This window comes from Gordonia pseudamarae (assembly GCF_025273675.1).
Lineage (GTDB): Bacteria > Actinomycetota > Actinomycetes > Mycobacteriales > Mycobacteriaceae > Gordonia > Gordonia pseudamarae.
The window spans coordinates 1,008,067-1,025,968 of sequence record NZ_CP045809.1; the positions used below are offsets into that span (position 1 = coordinate 1,008,067).

General features: G+C 65.7%; 16 protein-coding genes. 12 read left to right on the plus strand and 4 right to left on the minus strand.

Annotated elements, in window-relative coordinates; all coding sequences use genetic code 11:
* Position 1 precedes the first annotated feature (1 nt).
* From GII31_RS04335 to GII31_RS04380, 10 genes are all read left to right on the plus strand, one after another.
* The gene (locus tag GII31_RS04335) at positions 2-1,165 is read left to right on the plus strand and encodes an MCE family protein (protein ID WP_213247117.1); all 1,164 of its coding nucleotides are present in this window, start codon (positions 2-4) and stop codon (positions 1,163-1,165) included.
* A gap of 8 nt (positions 1,166-1,173) precedes the next feature.
* Positions 1,174-2,190 (plus strand): MCE family protein, encoded by a 1,017-nt coding sequence (locus GII31_RS04340; protein WP_246222104.1) that lies wholly within the window; start codon positions 1,174-1,176, stop codon positions 2,188-2,190.
* Positions 2,183-3,283: an MCE family protein gene (locus tag GII31_RS04345; RefSeq protein WP_213247121.1), complete on the plus strand. Its 1,101-nt coding sequence runs from the start codon at positions 2,183-2,185 to the stop codon at positions 3,281-3,283. The genes GII31_RS04340 and GII31_RS04345 overlap by 8 nt, the downstream gene beginning before the upstream one ends.
* On the plus strand, positions 3,280-4,548 hold the full coding sequence (locus GII31_RS04350; protein ID WP_213247125.1) for an MCE family protein: 1,269 nt from the start codon (positions 3,280-3,282) through the stop codon (positions 4,546-4,548). Before GII31_RS04345 ends, GII31_RS04350 begins: the two co-directional genes overlap by 4 nt.
* Positions 4,545-5,681 carry an MCE family protein gene (locus GII31_RS04355; RefSeq protein WP_213247127.1) on the plus strand — a complete coding sequence of 379 codons (1,137 nt, stop codon included), beginning with the start codon at positions 4,545-4,547 and terminating at the stop codon, positions 5,679-5,681. The genes GII31_RS04350 and GII31_RS04355 overlap by 4 nt, the downstream gene beginning before the upstream one ends.
* On the plus strand, positions 5,678-7,102 hold the full coding sequence (locus tag GII31_RS04360) for an MCE family protein (protein ID WP_213247129.1): 1,425 nt from the start codon (positions 5,678-5,680) through the stop codon (positions 7,100-7,102). Before GII31_RS04355 ends, GII31_RS04360 begins: the two co-directional genes overlap by 4 nt.
* Before the next feature lie 38 nt (positions 7,103-7,140).
* On the plus strand, positions 7,141-8,034 hold the full coding sequence (locus GII31_RS04365; protein ID WP_246222105.1) for a hypothetical protein: 894 nt from the start codon (positions 7,141-7,143) through the stop codon (positions 8,032-8,034).
* Complete coding sequence (locus GII31_RS04370) at positions 8,031-8,699, plus strand: hypothetical protein (RefSeq protein ID WP_213247131.1); 669 nt, start codon at positions 8,031-8,033, stop codon at positions 8,697-8,699. Before GII31_RS04365 ends, GII31_RS04370 begins: the two co-directional genes overlap by 4 nt.
* A 107-nt stretch (positions 8,700-8,806) precedes the next feature.
* Complete coding sequence (locus GII31_RS04375) at positions 8,807-9,997, plus strand: acyl-CoA dehydrogenase family protein (RefSeq protein ID WP_213247133.1); 1,191 nt, start codon at positions 8,807-8,809, stop codon at positions 9,995-9,997.
* Between the two features lie 69 nt (positions 9,998-10,066).
* Positions 10,067-10,903 carry a mycofactocin-coupled SDR family oxidoreductase gene (locus GII31_RS04380; RefSeq protein ID WP_213247135.1) on the plus strand — a complete coding sequence of 279 codons (837 nt, stop codon included), beginning with the start codon at positions 10,067-10,069 and terminating at the stop codon, positions 10,901-10,903.
* A 139-nt stretch (positions 10,904-11,042) separates the two neighbouring features.
* Here the strand turns inward: GII31_RS04380 and GII31_RS04385 are convergent, their stop codons facing one another.
* Positions 11,043-13,787, minus strand: a complete 2,745-nt coding sequence (locus GII31_RS04385; RefSeq protein ID WP_213247137.1) for a LuxR C-terminal-related transcriptional regulator — start codon at positions 13,785-13,787, stop codon at positions 11,043-11,045.
* Between the two features lie 355 nt (positions 13,788-14,142).
* Here GII31_RS04385 and GII31_RS04390 point away from each other — a divergent pair, with 355 nt between their 5' ends.
* Positions 14,143-14,538: a nuclear transport factor 2 family protein gene (locus GII31_RS04390; protein ID WP_213247139.1), complete on the plus strand. Its 396-nt coding sequence runs from the start codon at positions 14,143-14,145 to the stop codon at positions 14,536-14,538.
* Between the two features lie 149 nt (positions 14,539-14,687).
* Entirely contained in the window at positions 14,688-15,140 is a 453-nt protein-coding gene (locus GII31_RS04395) for a flavin reductase family protein (protein ID WP_246222253.1), read from the plus strand.
* A 63-nt stretch (positions 15,141-15,203) separates the two neighbouring features.
* On the opposite strand, the gene GII31_RS04400 is transcribed toward GII31_RS04395, so the two are convergent.
* From GII31_RS04400 to GII31_RS04410, 3 genes are read right to left on the minus strand one after another with little or no spacing between them, the layout of a single operon-like run.
* A complete protein-coding gene (locus GII31_RS04400) occupies positions 15,204-16,145 on the minus strand; it encodes a MetQ/NlpA family ABC transporter substrate-binding protein (RefSeq protein ID WP_213247144.1) in 942 nt (313 codons plus the stop codon).
* Complete coding sequence (locus GII31_RS04405; RefSeq protein ID WP_213247146.1) at positions 16,142-17,041, minus strand: ABC transporter permease; 900 nt, start codon at positions 17,039-17,041, stop codon at positions 16,142-16,144. Before GII31_RS04405 ends, GII31_RS04400 begins: the two co-directional genes overlap by 4 nt.
* Positions 17,022-17,891, minus strand: a complete 870-nt coding sequence (locus tag GII31_RS04410; RefSeq protein ID WP_213247148.1) for an ABC transporter ATP-binding protein — start codon at positions 17,889-17,891, stop codon at positions 17,022-17,024. The genes GII31_RS04405 and GII31_RS04410 overlap by 20 nt, the downstream gene beginning before the upstream one ends.
* Between the last annotated feature and the right edge of the window lie 11 nt (positions 17,892-17,902).

Below are 17,902 nucleotides of genomic sequence, written 5' to 3' on the forward strand. Positions count from 1 at the left end.
CATGACGACGCGTACAGCACTGACCCGGCCTCTGGCCGGTCTGGCAATGCTTCTGGTGGTGATCGGGCTGGCAACCTTGGCGGTGGCCATGTTCACCGGCGCCACCACCCGCAGCGACACCGTGACGGTACGGGCGCCCCGGGCCGGGCTCGTGATGGACGCCGACGCCAAGGTGCAGCTGCGCGGTGTCACCGTCGGCCGGGTCGATTCCGTCGCCTACGACGATCCCGGGACCGCGACTCTCACCCTGGCGATGGATCCCGGCCGGATCGGCAAGATCCCGGAGAATGTGGGGGTCAGCATCGCCGCGCCCACAGTCTTCGGTGCCAAGAGCGTGGAACTGGTGATGCCCGACAATCCGTCACGGAGCCACCTGCGCGCCGGTCAGACGCTGTCCACGGAGAACGTCTCGGTCGAGGTCAACACGGTCTTCCAGGATCTGACCGAGGTGCTCGCGCAGATCCGGCCGGCCGATCTCAACGCGGCACTCAGCGCGATAGCGACCGGTCTGAACGGGCATGGCGAGAAGCTCGGACAGGCTCTGGTCGATATGAATCACTATCTGGGCAAGGTGAACTCGGAACTCCCGTCGCTGCGTGCACTGCTGCGGCAGACTCCCGAGATGGTGAAGGTCTATGCCGACACGAGTGGTCCACTGCTGAATACGGTGCGAAACACCAGCACCCTGAGTGACGCGATCGTCACCGACCAGCACAAGCTCGACGCCTTCCTCACCAGCGTGATCGGACTGTCCGACACCGGCAAGCAGGTGCTCGGCGACAACGGGCCCGCATTGGCCAAGACGCTACGGCTGCTGGTGCCCACCCTTGAGCTGACCGATGAGTATAATCCGGCACTCACGTGTTCGCTCAACGGTTTCGGAGATCTTGCCGTGTCGCCTCCGGCGGACGTTCCGGGACTGGGTCTGTCGGCCAACTTCCTGTGGGGTATCGAGACGTACAAGCTCAGCGACCGGCCGAAGGTCGGGGCCAAGGGCGGCCCGCAGTGCGTGGGGATGCCGATCAAGTATCAGCAGCGGGCACCGTTCCTGATCGCCGACACCGGCGCCAATATGTTCGCCACCGGACGTAAGACGCTGCAGCTCAACACCCAGAGCCTGCACCAGGCGCTGTTCGGCCCGATCCCGGACGGATCGCCGCGATGAGACACAGAATGGACTCCACCACAATCAAATTCACGGTGTTCATCACCGTGATGGTGGTGCTGGGCGCGTTCCTGCTGCTGGTCTTCAGCGACCGGCGTTCGGGCGACACCACCCAGTACCGCGCGGTGTTCGCCGATGTGTCGGGACTGCGCTCGGGCGACACGGTGCGGATCGCGGGCGTGCGGGTCGGCACGGTCCGTGAGGTCAGGCTCGATGACGAGAATCAGGTGCACGTCTCGTTCGACGTCGACAAGTGGCTGAGCGTCCCGGCCGATTCGGGGGCCGCGGTCCGCTACCTCAATCTGGTCGGTGACCGCTACCTCGAACTCACCGAGGGCAAGCAGACGACGCTGTTGCGCTCGGGTGGACAAATCCCCGAAAGCCGGACCGATCCGGCGCTCGATCTGGATGTGTTGCTCGGTGGCCTGAAACCGGTCATCGCGGGTCTGCAACCCGGACAGGTCAACGCGCTCAGCGGTGCCATTCTCGATGTCTTCCAAGGGCAGACCACCACCGTGCAGACCCTGTTCCAGGGAAGTTCGTCCCTGCTGGGCACGCTCGGCGACAACGTGGGCGTGATCCAGGAGGTCATCGATCAGCTCAAGACGGTGATGGTTACCCTCAACAAGGACGGTGAACGCTTCGGGGAGACCATCGACAGGCTCGACAGCCTGATCGGAAAGCTCGCCGCTCAGCGCGATCCGATCGACACTGCGATCGACTCACTCGACAAGGGCACCGCAACCGTGGCCACCCTGTTGACGCAGGCGCGTCCGTCGCTGTCGGGCAACATCGACCAACTGTCCAGACTGGCAGCCAATCTGGACTCCGACAAGGACGTTCTCGACAAGTCGCTGCAGCGTGCGCCGGACAACTTCCGCAAGCTGGTACGCACCGGAACATACGGAAACTTCATCCAGTACTACGTGTGTGCGGTGACCGTCCGGGTGTCCGATCCGACAGGCAAGGTGGTCACACTGCCATGGATCGAGCAGACGAACGGAAGGTGCGCCGACAATGTATAAGTACCGCGGCGGCGGCCTGGTCCGGGCCGGCTGGGTGGGCCTGACGCTCATCGTTCTGATGGTCATGGCCGGACTGAATATGGCGAACGTGACGGCATGGTTCTCCACGGTGACCTACCAGGCTGATTTCGAGGAGGCTGGCGGGCTGGCCGCGGGCGCCGACGTGACGGTGTCCGGGGTCCGGGTGGGGACGGTGTCCAGGGTGGAACTCGTCGACGGCCTCGCCCGCGTGCGGTTCACCGTCGACACCGGCACCCGACTCGGACGCGACACCGCGGTCCAGATCAGGACCGGATCGTTGCTCGGGCAGCGGGTGGTGACCGTCGAACCGAAGGGCGCGGGCACACTCAACCCGTCGGATGTGATTCCGGTGAGCCGGACCGCATCGCCGTACTCGTTGAACGAGGCCGTGGACGACCTGACCACCAACGCCACCGACATCGATACCGATCAGCTCAACGACTCGCTGCAGGTGCTGACCGACACGATGACCGCCATAAGCCCCGACCTGGGGCCCACCCTCGACGCGCTCGCCGAGGTGTCCCGCGGCATCAACGCGCGCAACGGCTCATTGCGTGAGCTGCTTTCGGCCACCGGCGATATCACCGGATTGATCGGTAAGCGGGCCGAGAAGGTCAACACGCTGATCCTGAATGCCGACTCGCTGCTCGGCGTCCTGGTGCAACGCCGCCGTGAGATCTCCTCGCTGCTCGTGAACGTCACGGCTGTGTCCCAGGAACTGTCCGGACTGGTCGCCGACAACGAGAAGCAACTCGGGCCGACCCTGGCCCAGTTGAACTCGGTGGTTGCGGTGCTGGAAAAGAACCGCGACAACCTCGACAAGGCGTTGCCGCTGTTTCAGAAGGTCAGTACGACCCAGGGAGAAGCGGTCTCGGGCGGGCCCTTCTACCAGGCATTCGTCGGAAACCTCATCCCCGGACCGCTTTTCCAGCCGTTCATCGACCGCGCCTTCGGTCTGCAACCCGAAGCGAAGATCCCCGGTCTGGGCGGCGGAATACCGCTGCCGAGAACACCACTGGATCCCGCACCGTCGTCCACACGCACCCCGACTACCAAGAAAGAGGCCGGATGATGAAACGCACCATCATGACGGCGCTCGCGGCGGTGCTGGTCGTGGGCGTTCTCGCCGGAGCGGTGTTCGGCTACCGCGCACTGACCGGCCCCCGCGAGTTGACCGCCGTCTTCCCGGCCACCACCGGAATCTACAAGGGCGACGATGTGCGGGTGGCGGGCGTCAAGGTCGGCACGATCACCGCGATAAAGCCTCGGGGCACGACGGTGCGGATGACCATGGACATCGATCGGGGCGTGAAGATCCCCGCGCAGGCACATGCGGTGATCGTCGCGCAGAACCTCGTCGCCAACCGGTACGTCCAGCTCACCCCGTCCTACCGCGGGACCGGACCGGTGCTTGCCGAAGGGGCGGTCATACCGCTCGAGCGGACCGAGGTCCCGGCGGAATGGGACGACATCAAGAAGCAGCTGACCAGGCTCGCAACGGATCTGGGACCGGACAAGCAGGTGGAGCCGGGCCAGACTCCGGGTGCGAGCGTGGTCGGTGACTTCGTGCGGGCCGCGGCCGACACGTTCGACGGCAACGGCGACACGATGAACCGGGCGCTGCGTGAACTGACCGACCTGTCGCGAGTGCTGGGGGAGAACACCGGCAATATCTCCACCACCATCAGCAACCTGGCGTTGCTGGTGAAGGCGGTCGGTTCCAGCAGCGATCAGATCGAATCCTTCGAACAGCGGTTGGCCACCGTGAGCTCGGTGCTCGACGGCAGCCGCTCGGACATCGACTCCGCGCTGACCACGCTCTCGCGCGCGGTGGCCGATGTCCAGCGGTTCGTCTCCGCCAACCGCGACGCCGCATCCGAACAGGTCCGGCGGCTCGCATCGGTCACTCAGATCCTCGCCGACAACCACGACACCGTGGAGCAATTGCTGCACGCCTACCCGAACAACCTGGCCAACTTCTACAACATCTACAGCCCGGACACCGGCACGCAGGCAGGTGTGTTCGTGGTGAACAATTTCTCCAACCCGGTCCAGTTCGTATGTTCGTCGATCGCGAGCATCGAAAACCTGACCGCGGCCGAAGGGGCGGCAAAGTGTCGCAAGTACCTGGGGCCGGTATTGTCGATGCTGAGTTTCAATTACCTTCCGGTGCCGTTGAATCCGGTACTCGGTCCCGATCCGGAGAATGTCATCTACAGCGAGAAGCGCCTGATGCCCGGCAACAACACAGCCGGCAACAACACAGCCGGCAACAACACCAGGTCGGCCAAGAACCGGGAAGAGCTGCTGCTGCCGAGTCGGCGGGGTGAACGATGAGTACGCGCGGACCACGCACGTCATTTCTGGCCGCGGCCCTGGTGGGCATCACGGTGCTGGCGGGCGGGTGCAGCTGGAACGGTGTCAACTCGCTGCCGTTGCCCGGCACCGTCGGCAATTCCTCCGGTGACTATTCGATCAGTGTTCAGGTAGCCAATGTCGGCACGCTGTCGCAGAATTCGCCGGTCCTGATCAACGATGTCGAGGTCGGCAGCATCGGTGAGATGAAGGTGCGCGACTGGCAGGCGCTGGTGGAACTGCGGCTGAAGAAGGGCACCGTGGTGCCCGGCAACGCCGTGGCGAAGGTGGGCCAGACCAGCCTTCTGGGTTCGATGCACATCGCACTCGACCCGCCCGCCGGCGAAGCCCCGGTCGGGACGTTGCCGCCCGGATCGACGATCCCGCTGAAGAAGTCGTCGTCGTACCCGTCGACAGAACAGACCCTGGCGGCGGTGTCGACGGTCGTCAACGGCGGCGGGCTGGGTCAGCTGGGCGAGATCATCACGTCGATCAATTCCGGGTTGGTGGGCAATGAGGCCGACATCCGGCAACTGCTGCGGCGCCTTTCGGTCTTCGTGGGCACCCTGGACCGCCAGCGCGGGGATCTGGTGGAGTTGCTCTCCCAGACCAAACGGCTGAGCACCTCGTTCGCCGACCAGGATGAGGTGATCAGCACGGCGCTGAACAAGATTCCGCCGGCACTGGCGGTTCTCGACGATCAGGCGCCCAAACTCACCACCGCGCTGACCAAACTGAAAGGCTTCAGCGACACCACCACCGCCGTCATCAACCAGGTGCGCGATGACCTGCTTACTGACCTCGAACATCTGGAGCCGACGCTGCGTTCGCTCGCCGACGTCGGTCCGCAGATCAACAAGGCGATCGCCTACGGACTGGTCTACCCGTACGGGCAGCGGACCATCGACCGGGCGGTGCGCGGCGACTACATCAACCTGCACGCGACCGTCGACCTCACCGTGCCGCGGCTGAAGAAGGAACTGCTGCTGGGTACCCCGCTGGGCGATCCGACCGAGACGATCGCGTTTGCACCCGGTGACCCCGGCTACAAGTCCACACCGACACACAATCCGCTGTTCTTCCCGATCACGCGTTCGCAGGGAGGGGGACGATGATTCTGTCACGATTCGTCAAGATCCAGCTGGCGGTCTTCGTGGTCCTGGGGCTCCTGGCGAGCTGGTTGATGTTGTTCTCCTACATGCAGGTTCAGACGCAGGTGGGGATCGGCCGGATCACGGTGAAGCTGGAGGCCCCGCGCACCGGTGGTCTGTACCAGTTCGCCAATGTCAGCTATCGGGGCGTGGATGTCGGGCGGGTCACCAACGTGGATCTGACCGACGCCGGTGTCGCGGCCACGCTGTCGATCGACGGTGATCAACGGATTCCCCGGAGTCTGCGGGCCAACATCCGCAGTATGTCCGCGGTCGGTGAACTCTACGTCGATCTGGTGCCGACCACTGACGAGGGTCCGTACCTGCGCGACGGTGCGACTATCACCGCGGATCAGGTGGACATACCCGAGCCGGTGGCTCCGATGCTGGCCAAACTCAACGGTCTGGTCTCCTCGATACCGAAGGACGACCTGTCGACGCTGGTGGACGAGCTCAACAAGGGTGTAGGTGGACGTGGCTATGACCTGCAGAACCTGATCAACTCGATGTCCACCTTCGCCGACGGACTCGACGGCGTCGGCGACGACACCAAAACGCTGCTGAAAAATGCTGTACCGCTGGTCGACTCGCAGGTGTCGAGCATCGATGCGATCCGCGAGTGGACCGCGGGACTGGACGGTACGACCGAACAGCTGGCCACCAATGTGCCGCAGATCCGTGATCTGCTGTCGGCGGGACCCGGATTCGCCGACGAGGTGGAAAAGACGCTGGACTCGGTGAAGCTGACCCTGCCGGTATTGTTGGCCAACGTCACGTCCGTCGGGCAACTGGCGGTGACCTACAATGCGGGTCTGGAACAGATTCTGGTGCTGCTGCCGCCGACGATCTCGATGATCCAGACGGTGCAGCCCAATCGGAACGGAACACAGTGGGGTCTGGGAACTTTCCGGATCAGCGGGGTCTCCGATCCGCCCGCGTGCACCGTCGGCTTCCTCGATCCGTCGAACTGGCGTCCGCCGGAGGACACCACCACCATCGACACCCCCGATGGCCTGTACTGCAAACTGCCGCAGAACAGTCCGATCGGTATGCGAGGCATCCGGAACTTTCCGTGCCAGACCAAGCCGGGTAAGCGGGCCCCCACCGCGGCTATGTGCAACAGCGACGAGCGGTATGAGCCGCTGGCGACGAGGCAGCCACTGATCGGGAAGTATCCCAAGGACCCGAACCTCTTGCGGCAGGGTATCGTTCCGTCCTCGAACACCGGATCGGGGCAGCAATCCGCCGATAACGGTGTGCGGGTGGCCTCGGCTTCCTACAATCCCAGTGACGGAAGTTATGTGGGCTCCGATGGCAAGGCATATCGGCAGACCGACCTCACGGGTAACCGTCCGGCCACGTGGCAAGCGATGATGCCGCGATGACGTGCACCAGCACAAGAGACTGATCCGATGGAGGGCTCATGACTCAGATGCTCACCGGCGAAACCGCTGACGCCGACACAGCAGAACTGGAACTGGCCGAAGCGCAGGCCGCGGCCGCCGAGGCGGAAGCGGCCGCCGCACGAGCCCGCGCCGAGGTGGCCAAAGCCCGGGTCAAGGCCGCGCGCGGGCGGAAACGAGTCGAGTCCGAGCCGGGTCAGGAGGTGGCCGAGCCGATTTCGCCGGCCGAGGACCACGCGGCGATCGCCGCCCCGGCGACGACGCCCGGCGAGGATCCGGTCGGCGAGGACGTGGTCGGCGAGGACGCGCCCGACGGGGATGCGATCGAGGACGACAGCGCTGCGGAACAGGCCGAGTCGGATACAGCCGCGGAGCCGGCCGAGTCGGGCCGGCCGGGACGGCTGCGCACGCTCGGGCGGAAGCTGCTGCGACCGTCCAAAGTGGGTGTGGCGCTGGCGGTGATGGTGATGGTCACTCTCGCGGCAGTCGCCGGAGCGGTGGCCATCGGCTGGCAGCACCACCAGGCCGGTGAGCGGCAGGATCGTGCGGCCCGGTTCAGCGATGTCGCCGAACTCGGTGTGGTGGCCGTAACCTCGCTCGATTACCGCAATGCCGAACGCGACGTCAAACGGATCGTGGATCTGTCGACCGGCGAGTTCGCCAAGGACTTCACCGACCGGTCAAAGGACTTCACATCGGTGATCAAGAAGTCCGAGGTCACGACCAAGGGCAAAGTGACCTCGTCGGCGGTGGAGTCGGTCGACGGAGACACCGCGACGGTTCTGGTGGCGGCGACATCCGAGGTCACCAATGCCGCGGGTGCGAAGGAAGAACCCAGAACATGGCGTCTGCGGGTGACGGTCACCGACGTCGACGGAACGATGAAGATCTCGAAGGTGGATTTTGTGCCATGACAATCACTGACGTGACAGGCTCCGACACCGCCCACGATGCCGCCGAACCGGCGGACCAACCGGCTACCGGAGGCACGCCCGGCCAGGCCGGGCGAGACAAGGAGTCGGGCGGCGAAACATCGGCCGCCGCGGCGAATCCGGAGCAGAAGGTGGCAGGGGCGGCGGGCCTTTGGGTGCGGTTGCGCAAGAATCTCACCTTGCTGGTCGCCGCGGTGGTGATGGTGGCGGCGGTCGCGACCGTGGCGGCCATGTACTTCACCGTGTACAGCGATGACCAGGCCACCGGCGCGGCCACCGAACGCGAGGTGCTGACCGAGGCCAAGGCGGGAACGACCGCGCTGCTCTCGTACGCCCCGCAAACGCTCGATTCGGATCTGGCGAAGGGCCGCGCACACCTGACGGGGCAATTTCTCCAGTACTACCGGGAGTTCACCGACAGGGTCGTCAAACCCAAGGTCCAGGAGAGTCAGATCACCACCCGTGCGCTGGTGAGCCGGGCCGCGGTGGACAGGCTGTCGGCCGATTCGGCCACCGTGCTGGTCTTCCTGAACCAGTCCACCACCTCCAAGGAGAAGCCGGAAGCCGAACTCACCTCCAGCAGCGTGCGCATCGGTATGCAGCGCGAGGGCGGCAAATGGCTGATCTCCGCGTTCGACCCGGTGTGAGCGTGAACACGTAGAGACCACGTAGTCCACCCGCTGCGGGTACCGGCCCTCCGTCGGCAATGTGAGTCAGGTCATAGCAGTAACGCAGACCCGTCCAGGAGGGCCCCATGACCGCAACCGACTTCCGACCGGCACCAACCGAGTTGGCCGCGCCCGACTACATCGCGCGGGCCCGCGCGGTGGCAGAGGTGATCGAGGCCGAGGCGAACCGCATCGAAGAGGCCGCGACCATCACCCGCCCGGTGTTCGAGGCACTCTCGGACGCCGGACTGTTCTGGATGCTGATCCCCGAGCAGTACGGTGGCGGCGGCAGCGACATCGTCACCGCCTTCAAGGTGATCCAGGAGATCTCCCGCGCGGACGGCTCGACCGGCTGGGCGTTCATGGCCAACATCTGTAGCGCCGCGGTCGCCGCCGGCTTCATGAACACCGACGGCGGATACGAGATGTTCGGCGGTCAGGACAAGGCGATCACCGCGGGCATGGTGGTTCCCACGGGCAAGGCGGTCCGGGTCGACGGCGGCTATCGCGTGAACAGCCGGTACCAGTTCGCCAGCGGCTCGGCCCATGCGAGTTGGATCGGCGCCGGATTCGTAGTTGTCGACGACAACGGTGACCCGGTGCTCGTCGACGGTGAACCGCAGTGCCGGATCGCCTTCCTGCCCCGCGAAGAGGTCGAATTCCTCGGGAACTGGAACGTGATGGGCATGGTCGGCACCGGCTCCTACGACTATCAGGTCAAGGACCGCTTCGTACCCGACAAGTTCACGATGGAAACCTTCGCGACCGTTCCCACCCAGGCTGAACCCGTCTATCAATTGGGCCTGCTCGGCATCGGTGTCGGTGGCCATGCGCCCGTCGCGCTGGGGTTGGCGCAGCGCGCCCTGCAGGAGATCGCCGGAATCGTCGACAACAAGATCCGGCCCGGCTACGACGGTCCCGTGGGTGACTCGGAACTCTTCCGGCTCGACTTCATGCGGCATGAGGCGCAGTTCCGGGCCGCCGAGGCCTACGTGTATCAGGTCTTCGGGGATGCGGAGGAATCCGCGGCGCAGGGCATCGCGATCTCCGACGAGCAGCGGGCCCGGATGCGTCAGGCGGCCACATGGGTGCAGGAGGTCGCCGGTGAGGTCGTCACGTTCGCGCACCGCTGGGCAGGTAGTGCCACGGTCCGCAACCCCAGCGCGCTCGGGCGCTGTGTGCGTGACGCGGCGGTGGCAACCCAGCATGCGCTGGTGGACCGGATGACCCTGGTCGAAGCCGCGCCCGCGATCCTGCCCGGTTACCGGAACCGCTGAGCACACCTGCCGACTCTTCGCCGACATCGTCGGCGCATCCGAACGACGAACGCCCAAGGAGGCGCAATCATGGGACAACTCGACAACAAGGTGGCTCTCGTCACGGGAGCCGCACGTGGACAAGGACGTTCGCATGCGATCCGACTCGCCGAGGAAGGCGCGGACATCATCGCGATCGATATCTGCGCCAAGGTCGGAACCACCGACTACAAGGGCGCCACGCCCGACGACCTGGAGGAGACCGCCCGGTTCGTCGAGAAGACCGGTCGGCGTGCGCTGACCTCGATCGTGGACGTCCGCGACCTCGTCGGCCTTGAGCGCGCGGTTCAGGAGGGCATCGCCGAATTCGGCCGGCTCGACGCGGTGGTGGCAAACGCCGGCATCTTCTCGTCGGCACCGCTGCACGAACTCACCGAAACGCAGTGGGACGAGATGGTCGATATCAATCTGACCGGTGTGTGGAAGACGATGCGTGCCACCGTTCCCCACCTCATCGAGCAGGGTGAGGGCGGTTCGATCATTCTCATCAGCTCAACCGGAGGGCTTCAGGGATTCCCGAACTTCGCTCACTATGTGGCCGCCAAGCACGGGGTCACAGGTCTGGCCCGCACCGCGGCGAATGAGCTGGGCGCCCACGGTATCCGGTGCAATTCGGTACATCCGACGTCGGTGCTGACCGACATGATCGATCACGAGGCAATGTATCGACTGTTTCGCCCGGACCTGGAACATCCGACGCACGAGGACTTCCGGGAGGCATGCGAGTCGGGCATGAACCTGCTGCCGACGCCGTGGGTCGAGGCGGGTGACATCTCCAACGCGGTGGTGTGGCTGGCCTCGGACGCCTCGCGGTATGTCACCGGTGTCGCGCTCCCGGTGGATGCAGGTTCGCTGTGCAAGGTGTAGGGATACCGGCCCAGGGGTAGGCTCCGGCCTCCTCGCCACCGTGGGATCTGCGCCCCGGTCAGTGTGAAAATGACTGCCCGGGGCGGACTCTCATGACATGTCGCGCCCAATTGGAACTGCTCGCGGCGTCCCGAACGGGTCAGGGCGCCGGCCGTGAGCCGGCGAGCGCCGCGGCCAGCTGTGTCCGGCGGGTGATGTTGAGCTTGCGCAGTGCGTGTTCGACGTGACCCTCGACGGTGCGGGGGGACAGCACGAGCCGCTGGGCGATCTCCTTGTTCGTCAGGCCGTCGGCGACGAGTGTGGCCACCTCCTGTTCTCTCCGCGACAGGGAGCCGAGGAAGTCGCTGTGAGTTGTCGACGGGGCGTGAGTTGTCGAGGGGCGGTGGGTTGTTGACGGGTACCGGGCCGCCGCCGACTTTCGCCCGCTCGCTGTGTGCGTGGATCCGGCACCGTCCCCGCCCGTATCCACCCCGCCTGTATTCGCCCCGCCCGTATTCGCCCCGCCCGTATTCACATAGTCGAGTAGTTCCGCGGCAGAGAGTGCTTCACCACGGGCCCACCATGATTCGAAGGCGGCCTCACCCAGGTCCGCGCGTACGACGGCAACGGCTCCCGCGCGCAACGCATTCCAGTGCTCCGATCCGTACAGTTGTTGCCCGAACAGTCCCCACGACGACGACGCGGCGCCGAGTACCACCGCGGCACGCTCCCCGGATCCGTCGGCGGCGAGGGCCCAGCCCAGAAGTTCGGCCATCAGCGTCATACCCACGATGTCACCGAACGACCGGTGTTCGCAGAGGGCTCGGGACGCCAGTTCGACGGCCCGCCCGGGGTCTCCGGCGAGCAGGGCGGTGAGCCCGAGTCCATAGGTCGCATAGGAATGAAACCAGCTCTCACCCGCGGCGACGGCAGCCTCGTGCACTTCGGTGAAGACCGCCCGGCTGCCTGCGATGTCGAGCACCGAGCTCAGCAACATCCCTCGATGTACCCGCAGCGTGGCGAGGAGGTCGGCTTCGTCGTCGCTGTAGAGCGCTTCCGCGTGGTCGAAGTATCTTCCCGCGGAGACGAAGTCGCCGGCGAAGAAGTCGCGCAGACCGGTGATGTGGATGGTGAGGGCCACGGTCTGCCGGTCGTGTACGCGGTCGGCGAGGCTGCGGGCCCGCTGTATCGAGAACGCCGCCGACTCGCGGTCACCCTGAAGCGTCTGGAGCAGGGCGAGCACCGCGAACATCCGCGCCTTGTTCCTGTCGCACGCGTGCGGTAGGTCGAGCGCCTTGGTCAGCCACATGCGGTGCTCGCGGCCGGATATCCCACAGGCCCAGAGGAACCGGGCCGAGCCCAGGGCGTGTGTGGCCGTGGCGGTGGGTGCCTCGTCGTCGCGAGAGGCCATGGCGAAGTCCAGCGCGGCCCGGATATTTCCTCGATTTTCCTGCACTACGGCGGCTTTGGCCACCTGATCGGGCCCGTACCAGTGGGTCGCGGAGTCGACCATGATTTCCGCGCACCAGTTGAGCAGCGCGGTGTTCATCGCATCGCGCTCGCGCGGGGAGAGTTTGCCCCAGCCGTATTCCCGGATCGACTCGAGGAGGCGGAAGCGGGCGCGCAGGTCGTCGGTCTCCCTGGATACCACGGACTTGGCGACCAGACCGGCGACCGCATCCACGATGGACTCGGCGGGCAGCCGGTCGTCGGCACATACGTCGATGGCGGTGTCGAGGTTGAATCCGCCGACGAATACGGACAGTCGCGACCACAGCAACTGCTCGGAAGGTGTGCAGAGCTCATAGCTCCAGTCGGTCGTGGCCTGCAGGCTCCGATGCCGTGCGGTGCGGTCGCGCGATCCCACGGTCAGCATCGACATCCGGCGATCGAGGAGATCGGCGAGGTCGTGGACCGAGAGTACGTTCAGCCGGGTACATGCCAGCTCGATGGCCAGCGGCAGGCCGTCGAGGCGCCGGCAGATCCGCTGTACCGCATTGTGGTTGGCGTCGGTCAGCTCGAATCCGGCGAGCGCCGACGACGCGCGGCGGGTGAACAGTTCGACGGCCGGACTCACGTCGGGGGTCTCCTCGGTGGACAGGGCCCCCAGGTGGAAGACATGTTCACCCGGTATGGAGAGGTATTCACGCGAGGTCACGATGATCCGAAGGTGCGTCGTCGATTCCAGCAGGTGGGCGACCAATGCCGCGGCCCCATCCACCACGTGCTCGCAATTGTCGAGTACCAGCAGCATCCGGCGGTTGCGCAGGAAAGTGGCGAGGGTGTCCTGTGCCGATCCTTCGCCGGACTCCCGATTGTCCAGCGACAGGACATCGCACACGGATTGGGCGAGCAGTGACGCACTGCGGACAGCGGTGAAGTCGACGAACCGGACACCGTCGGGAAACGCACGGCGGAAGTCCTCGGCCGCCGCGATCGCCAGGCGTGTCTTGCCCATTCCGCCCGGCCCGACCACGGAGACGAGCCGATGGTCGCCCAGGAGCCGGCGCAGATCGACCAGCTCGCCGCGCCGCCCCACGAAGCTGGTGGCGGGACGGGGAAGTCCCGGCGATACTGCCGCAGGCGGCCTGGTCGGTTGCGCCGCGTTCTCCGTTCGGATCGCGTTCACCCGGCGGGCCAGCAGAGTCCGCGAGCGGCTCCAGCCGATCGAGCGCCCGATCGCGGCGATCGTGACATCGGGGTCGGCGACCAGCATCCTGCGGATTTCGCCGTCCACCTCGTCGACGACCGAACCCTTGGCGCGTCGATGGTCGACGGGTGGTGCGGGCATCGCCAGGGCACGCCGCACCGTGTTACGGGACATCCGGAGTCGCCCCGCGATGCCCTTGATGGTCTCGCCCTCCGCGTGGCACCGCTGAATCTCGGACCACTCGTCAGCGTTCACTATGCTGCCTCTCGCCATTCACTGTGCTGCCTCTCGTCCGGCATCTGCACTCTCGACATGCGCTCCCCATATTCGGTGATGCAGATCACTCTGCTGTGCGGTGCCGATGACGACAACCCCGGGGGTCAAGATGTGTCACCGATGACCGCGGGCAGGTGCACGGCCGCCGGATTCCACGCCCAGGAATGCGGCTTGACCTGCATTCATGCCGAAACGGGTGCGGGCCGCCCGGCGCGGGGCCCAGATCACGTAGTCGACCGGTTATCCCTGTGCCGACCAACCGCCAGAGTGATGGACGACATACCACCACGTTCTCCGTCGGAGAGCGATCACCATGACTCAGCGAGGAATCACCATGACACAGCAGAACGCCGACGCACTGACCAAGGCCTTCGCCGCCGCCGACACCGGGGATGCGAGCCTGCTCGTATCCTTGTACGCCGACGACATGACGTGGGCCGGTTTCACCGTGGACGGCACCGTGCGGCTCTACACCAAGGGAGAGTTCCTGGAGGCTTTCGGGGTGCTCGCCAAACTCGACGAGTCACGCAACGAGGTGATCGGTTGTGCGGTGGTCGGTGACGAGATCGTCACCGCGAATGTCCGTATCTATCGGCGACTGGGCGGGGTGGAACTCGACACGACGATGGTGATGGTGCACCGCTTCATCGACGGGCAGGTGACGTTCGGCAACGACATGGTCCCCTCGTCGTTCGAGCAGTTCTGGGCCGCCGCCGGGATCACCGGGTGAGTACTCCGCCGCACCGCGGTGGAATCCGTGAACAGGAGTCCGTCATGTCCGCACCCCGCCATGGTTTACACACCGGGGATCTGCACACTGGGGATCTGCACACTGGGGATCTGCACACCGAGAGCCTGCAGACCGAGTTCCGGCAGGCGATGGCTAATCTTTGCGCACCGGTTTCGATCATCACGGTGATGGATGCCGACCGGCCGCACGGCACCACCGTCAGCGCGGTGATGTCGCTGTCGATGGACCCGTCGCTGGTGGCCGTGGCCCTCGCCGAAACGTCGCAGACCCTCGCCCGGATCCGGAGATCGAGGGCATTCGGCGTCAACGTGTTGGCCGACGACCAGCACCATATCGCCGGCCGGTTCGCGACGAAGGCACCGGACAGGTTCGGCGATATTGATTGGCAACAGGCCGGGACGGTGCCGCGCATCACCGGCTCGGCAGTGTGGTTGGCCTGCCGGGTCGCCGGCCTCCTGCCGGGTGGTGACCACACGATCGTCGTCGGCGAGGTCGTTGCGGCGGAATCTGATCCGCTGGCGCGGCCCCTGACGTATCACCGGCGGGGATTCGGCACGCACACCGCGCGCACGGACCGCTGATCGGCCGGCACCGTCGGGCAGTCGGAACGTCGGGGCAGTCGGGCAGCGGGGCAGTCGGGGCCGTCAGCCCCGGTTCCCGGCGGCCGCAACGGTGATGTTCGCACCCCGGTAGGTGCGGCTCAGGTACCCGGCGAGTCGCGGATCCTCCAGCGCGTGGGTGAGTTCGAGGACGCGGGGGTCACCGGCAAGTCGTGTCGGGGCGACGACGACATGGGCGTAGGGGTTGTCCGGTCCCGGTTCGATGGCCAGGGCGTCGTCGGCCGGGACCAGACCGAGCGACGACGCCTGATCGGGGTTGAGGGCGACGGCGTCGTAGCTCTCGTAGGTCGACTTCAGGAAATCGTCGAGGCTGAGACCGATCACATCGAGGTGCCGGGCCGAATCGAGCACGTTGGCCTTGGTGATGGTCAGATCCTGCGCCGACGTGCCGCCGAATGGACGGTCGAGGGAGACCAGCCCCGCGGACTGCAGCAGGTACAGGCCGCGGGCGAAACCGGTGGCGGTGGACGGCAACGCGACCCGGGCACCGTGCGGCAGGCTCGTATCGGTGACGCTGTCGGCGACCAGACCCGTGTTGACCCAGCTTTCGGTGTCGTGCAGATCGGTCCACGTGTGCGAATAGAGGGCGTAGGGAACAACATTCACCCGGCTGACGATGCTCAGATCGGTGATGCCGCGATCGGCGGTGTCGGCCTCGAAGGCGGGGGCGTGCTGATAGAACACCAGATCGCCGTCGCCACCGGCGACCTTCGCGTTGGCATCGTCACCGGCGTCCTTGATGGTGACCCGGATCTGTTTGCCGAGAAGATTTTTCACAGCGTATTCGAGAATGTCGCGGTCGGCGCCCTTGCCGGCGTAGACGACGAGGTTGTCGCCGCCGTCAGAGGAACCGTACTCGACCGCCGTCTCCGATCCGCAGCCCGCCGCGACGACGGTCAGCAGCATCGCGATCAGCGTGACAAGGATGCCGCGTGGGTGTGGGCCGCGGATCGGAACGCCGGTCATTTGTTGGTCAGTCCTCTCTGCCACGCGGTGGCCTTGTGCTCGACACCGGTCATCACGGCGTTGACGAGAATGCCGATCAGACCGAGCGTGATGATGCCCGCGTACATCTGGGGTGTTTGATAGCGCAGCGCGGCGTTGTTGATGTAGATGCCGATACCGTGTGCGCCGCCGACGAGTTCGGCCGCCACCAGGGCGGTGAACGCGTTGGCGCTGGCGAGCCGGATCCCGGGGAAGATGCCGGGGATCGCGGCGGGCAGCACCACCCGGGTGAAGATGTAGCTCCGTCCGGCGCCCAGGGTACGGGCGGCGTTGAGCAGAATCTTCTCCACGCCGTTGACCGCACCGACGGTGGTGATGAAGATGGGCCAGAAGCACGCCCACACCACGATGGCGATCTTGGACTGCTCACCGATACCGAAGAACACCACGAACACCGGCAGCAGGGCCAGCAGCGACAGATTGCGGAAGAACAGCAGCACCGGTTCCAGGAACTGCTGCACGATCCGGACATACCCGACCGCGATACCCAGACCGATGCCCAGGACCAGTCCGATCACGAAACCGGTGAGGGCACGCTGCACGCTCGGCAGGATCTCTTGTGCCAGTGAACCGTCGGCCAGGCCGTCGACAAGGGCGGTGACGGTGTCCTGCGGTGTCGCCAGATACAGTTCGTCGACGTAGCCGGAGGCCACCGCGCCCCACCACAGCACGAGGAATCCGGTCAGCCCGACGGCGCCGTAGATGTAGCGCTCGTACTTGACCAGGAACGGGTTGCGGCGATCCGGTGGCAGCAGGTCGTCGGCGTTCGGGTCGTCGGGATTCGGGTCGTCGGGGTTCGGGTCACGGTCCGGGCTGGACCGGCCGGTGGGATCCGGCTTAGGCAGCGTCGTTGCCAACGTTGACCTCCTCGGCGAGAATCCCGGCCACCCTGGCCCGGATGTGAGCGAATTCTTCGGAGCTGCGCAGTGTCTGGGTGCGCGGACGATCGAGCTCGACGTCCAGGATGGTTTTCACCGAGCCCGGAGCCCTGGTCATCACCGCGATCCGATCGGAAAGGAAGATGGCCTCGTCGATGGAATGGGTGACGAACAGAATGGTCTTCTTCTTCTTCTCGCCCGATTCCCAGATGCGCAGCAACTCGCCCTGCAGAAACTCGCGGGTCTGCGCGTCGAGTGCGGCGAACGGCTCGTCGAACACCAGGACCTCCGGGTCGTAGGCGAGGACGCGCGCGATGGCGGCGCGCTGGCGCATTCCGCCGGAGAGCTGGTGCGGAAGCCGATCGGCGGCCGCGGACAGGCCGACGGTCTTGAGGACCTCGGCGGCCCGCGCACGTCGCTCGGCCCTGCCCACGCCCCGGATCTTGAGACCGACCTCGACGTTCTTCTGCGCGGTGAGCCACGGGAACAGTGCGTAGCCCTGGAAGACGACGCCGACGTCCTTGTTGACCCCGGTGACCCGCTCTCCGTCGAGTCGTACCGAACCGCCGTTGTAACTATCCAGTCCGGCAAGGATATTGAGAAATGTGGACTTGCCGCAGCCGCTCGGTCCGAGCAGCGACAGGAACTCGCCTTCGTGGATGGTCAGGTCGAATCCGTCGAGGACGGTGGTGACGCCTTTCCGGGATCCGGGTGTGCGGTAGAGCTTGCTGACCTTGCGGGCCACGATCTTGGGTGTGGCGCGCCCGGGTCCGCTGATCGCGCTGCCCGCGGCGGTTATCTGCTGCTCCGCCAGCACTGGTCCGCTCATGGCGGTGGCCT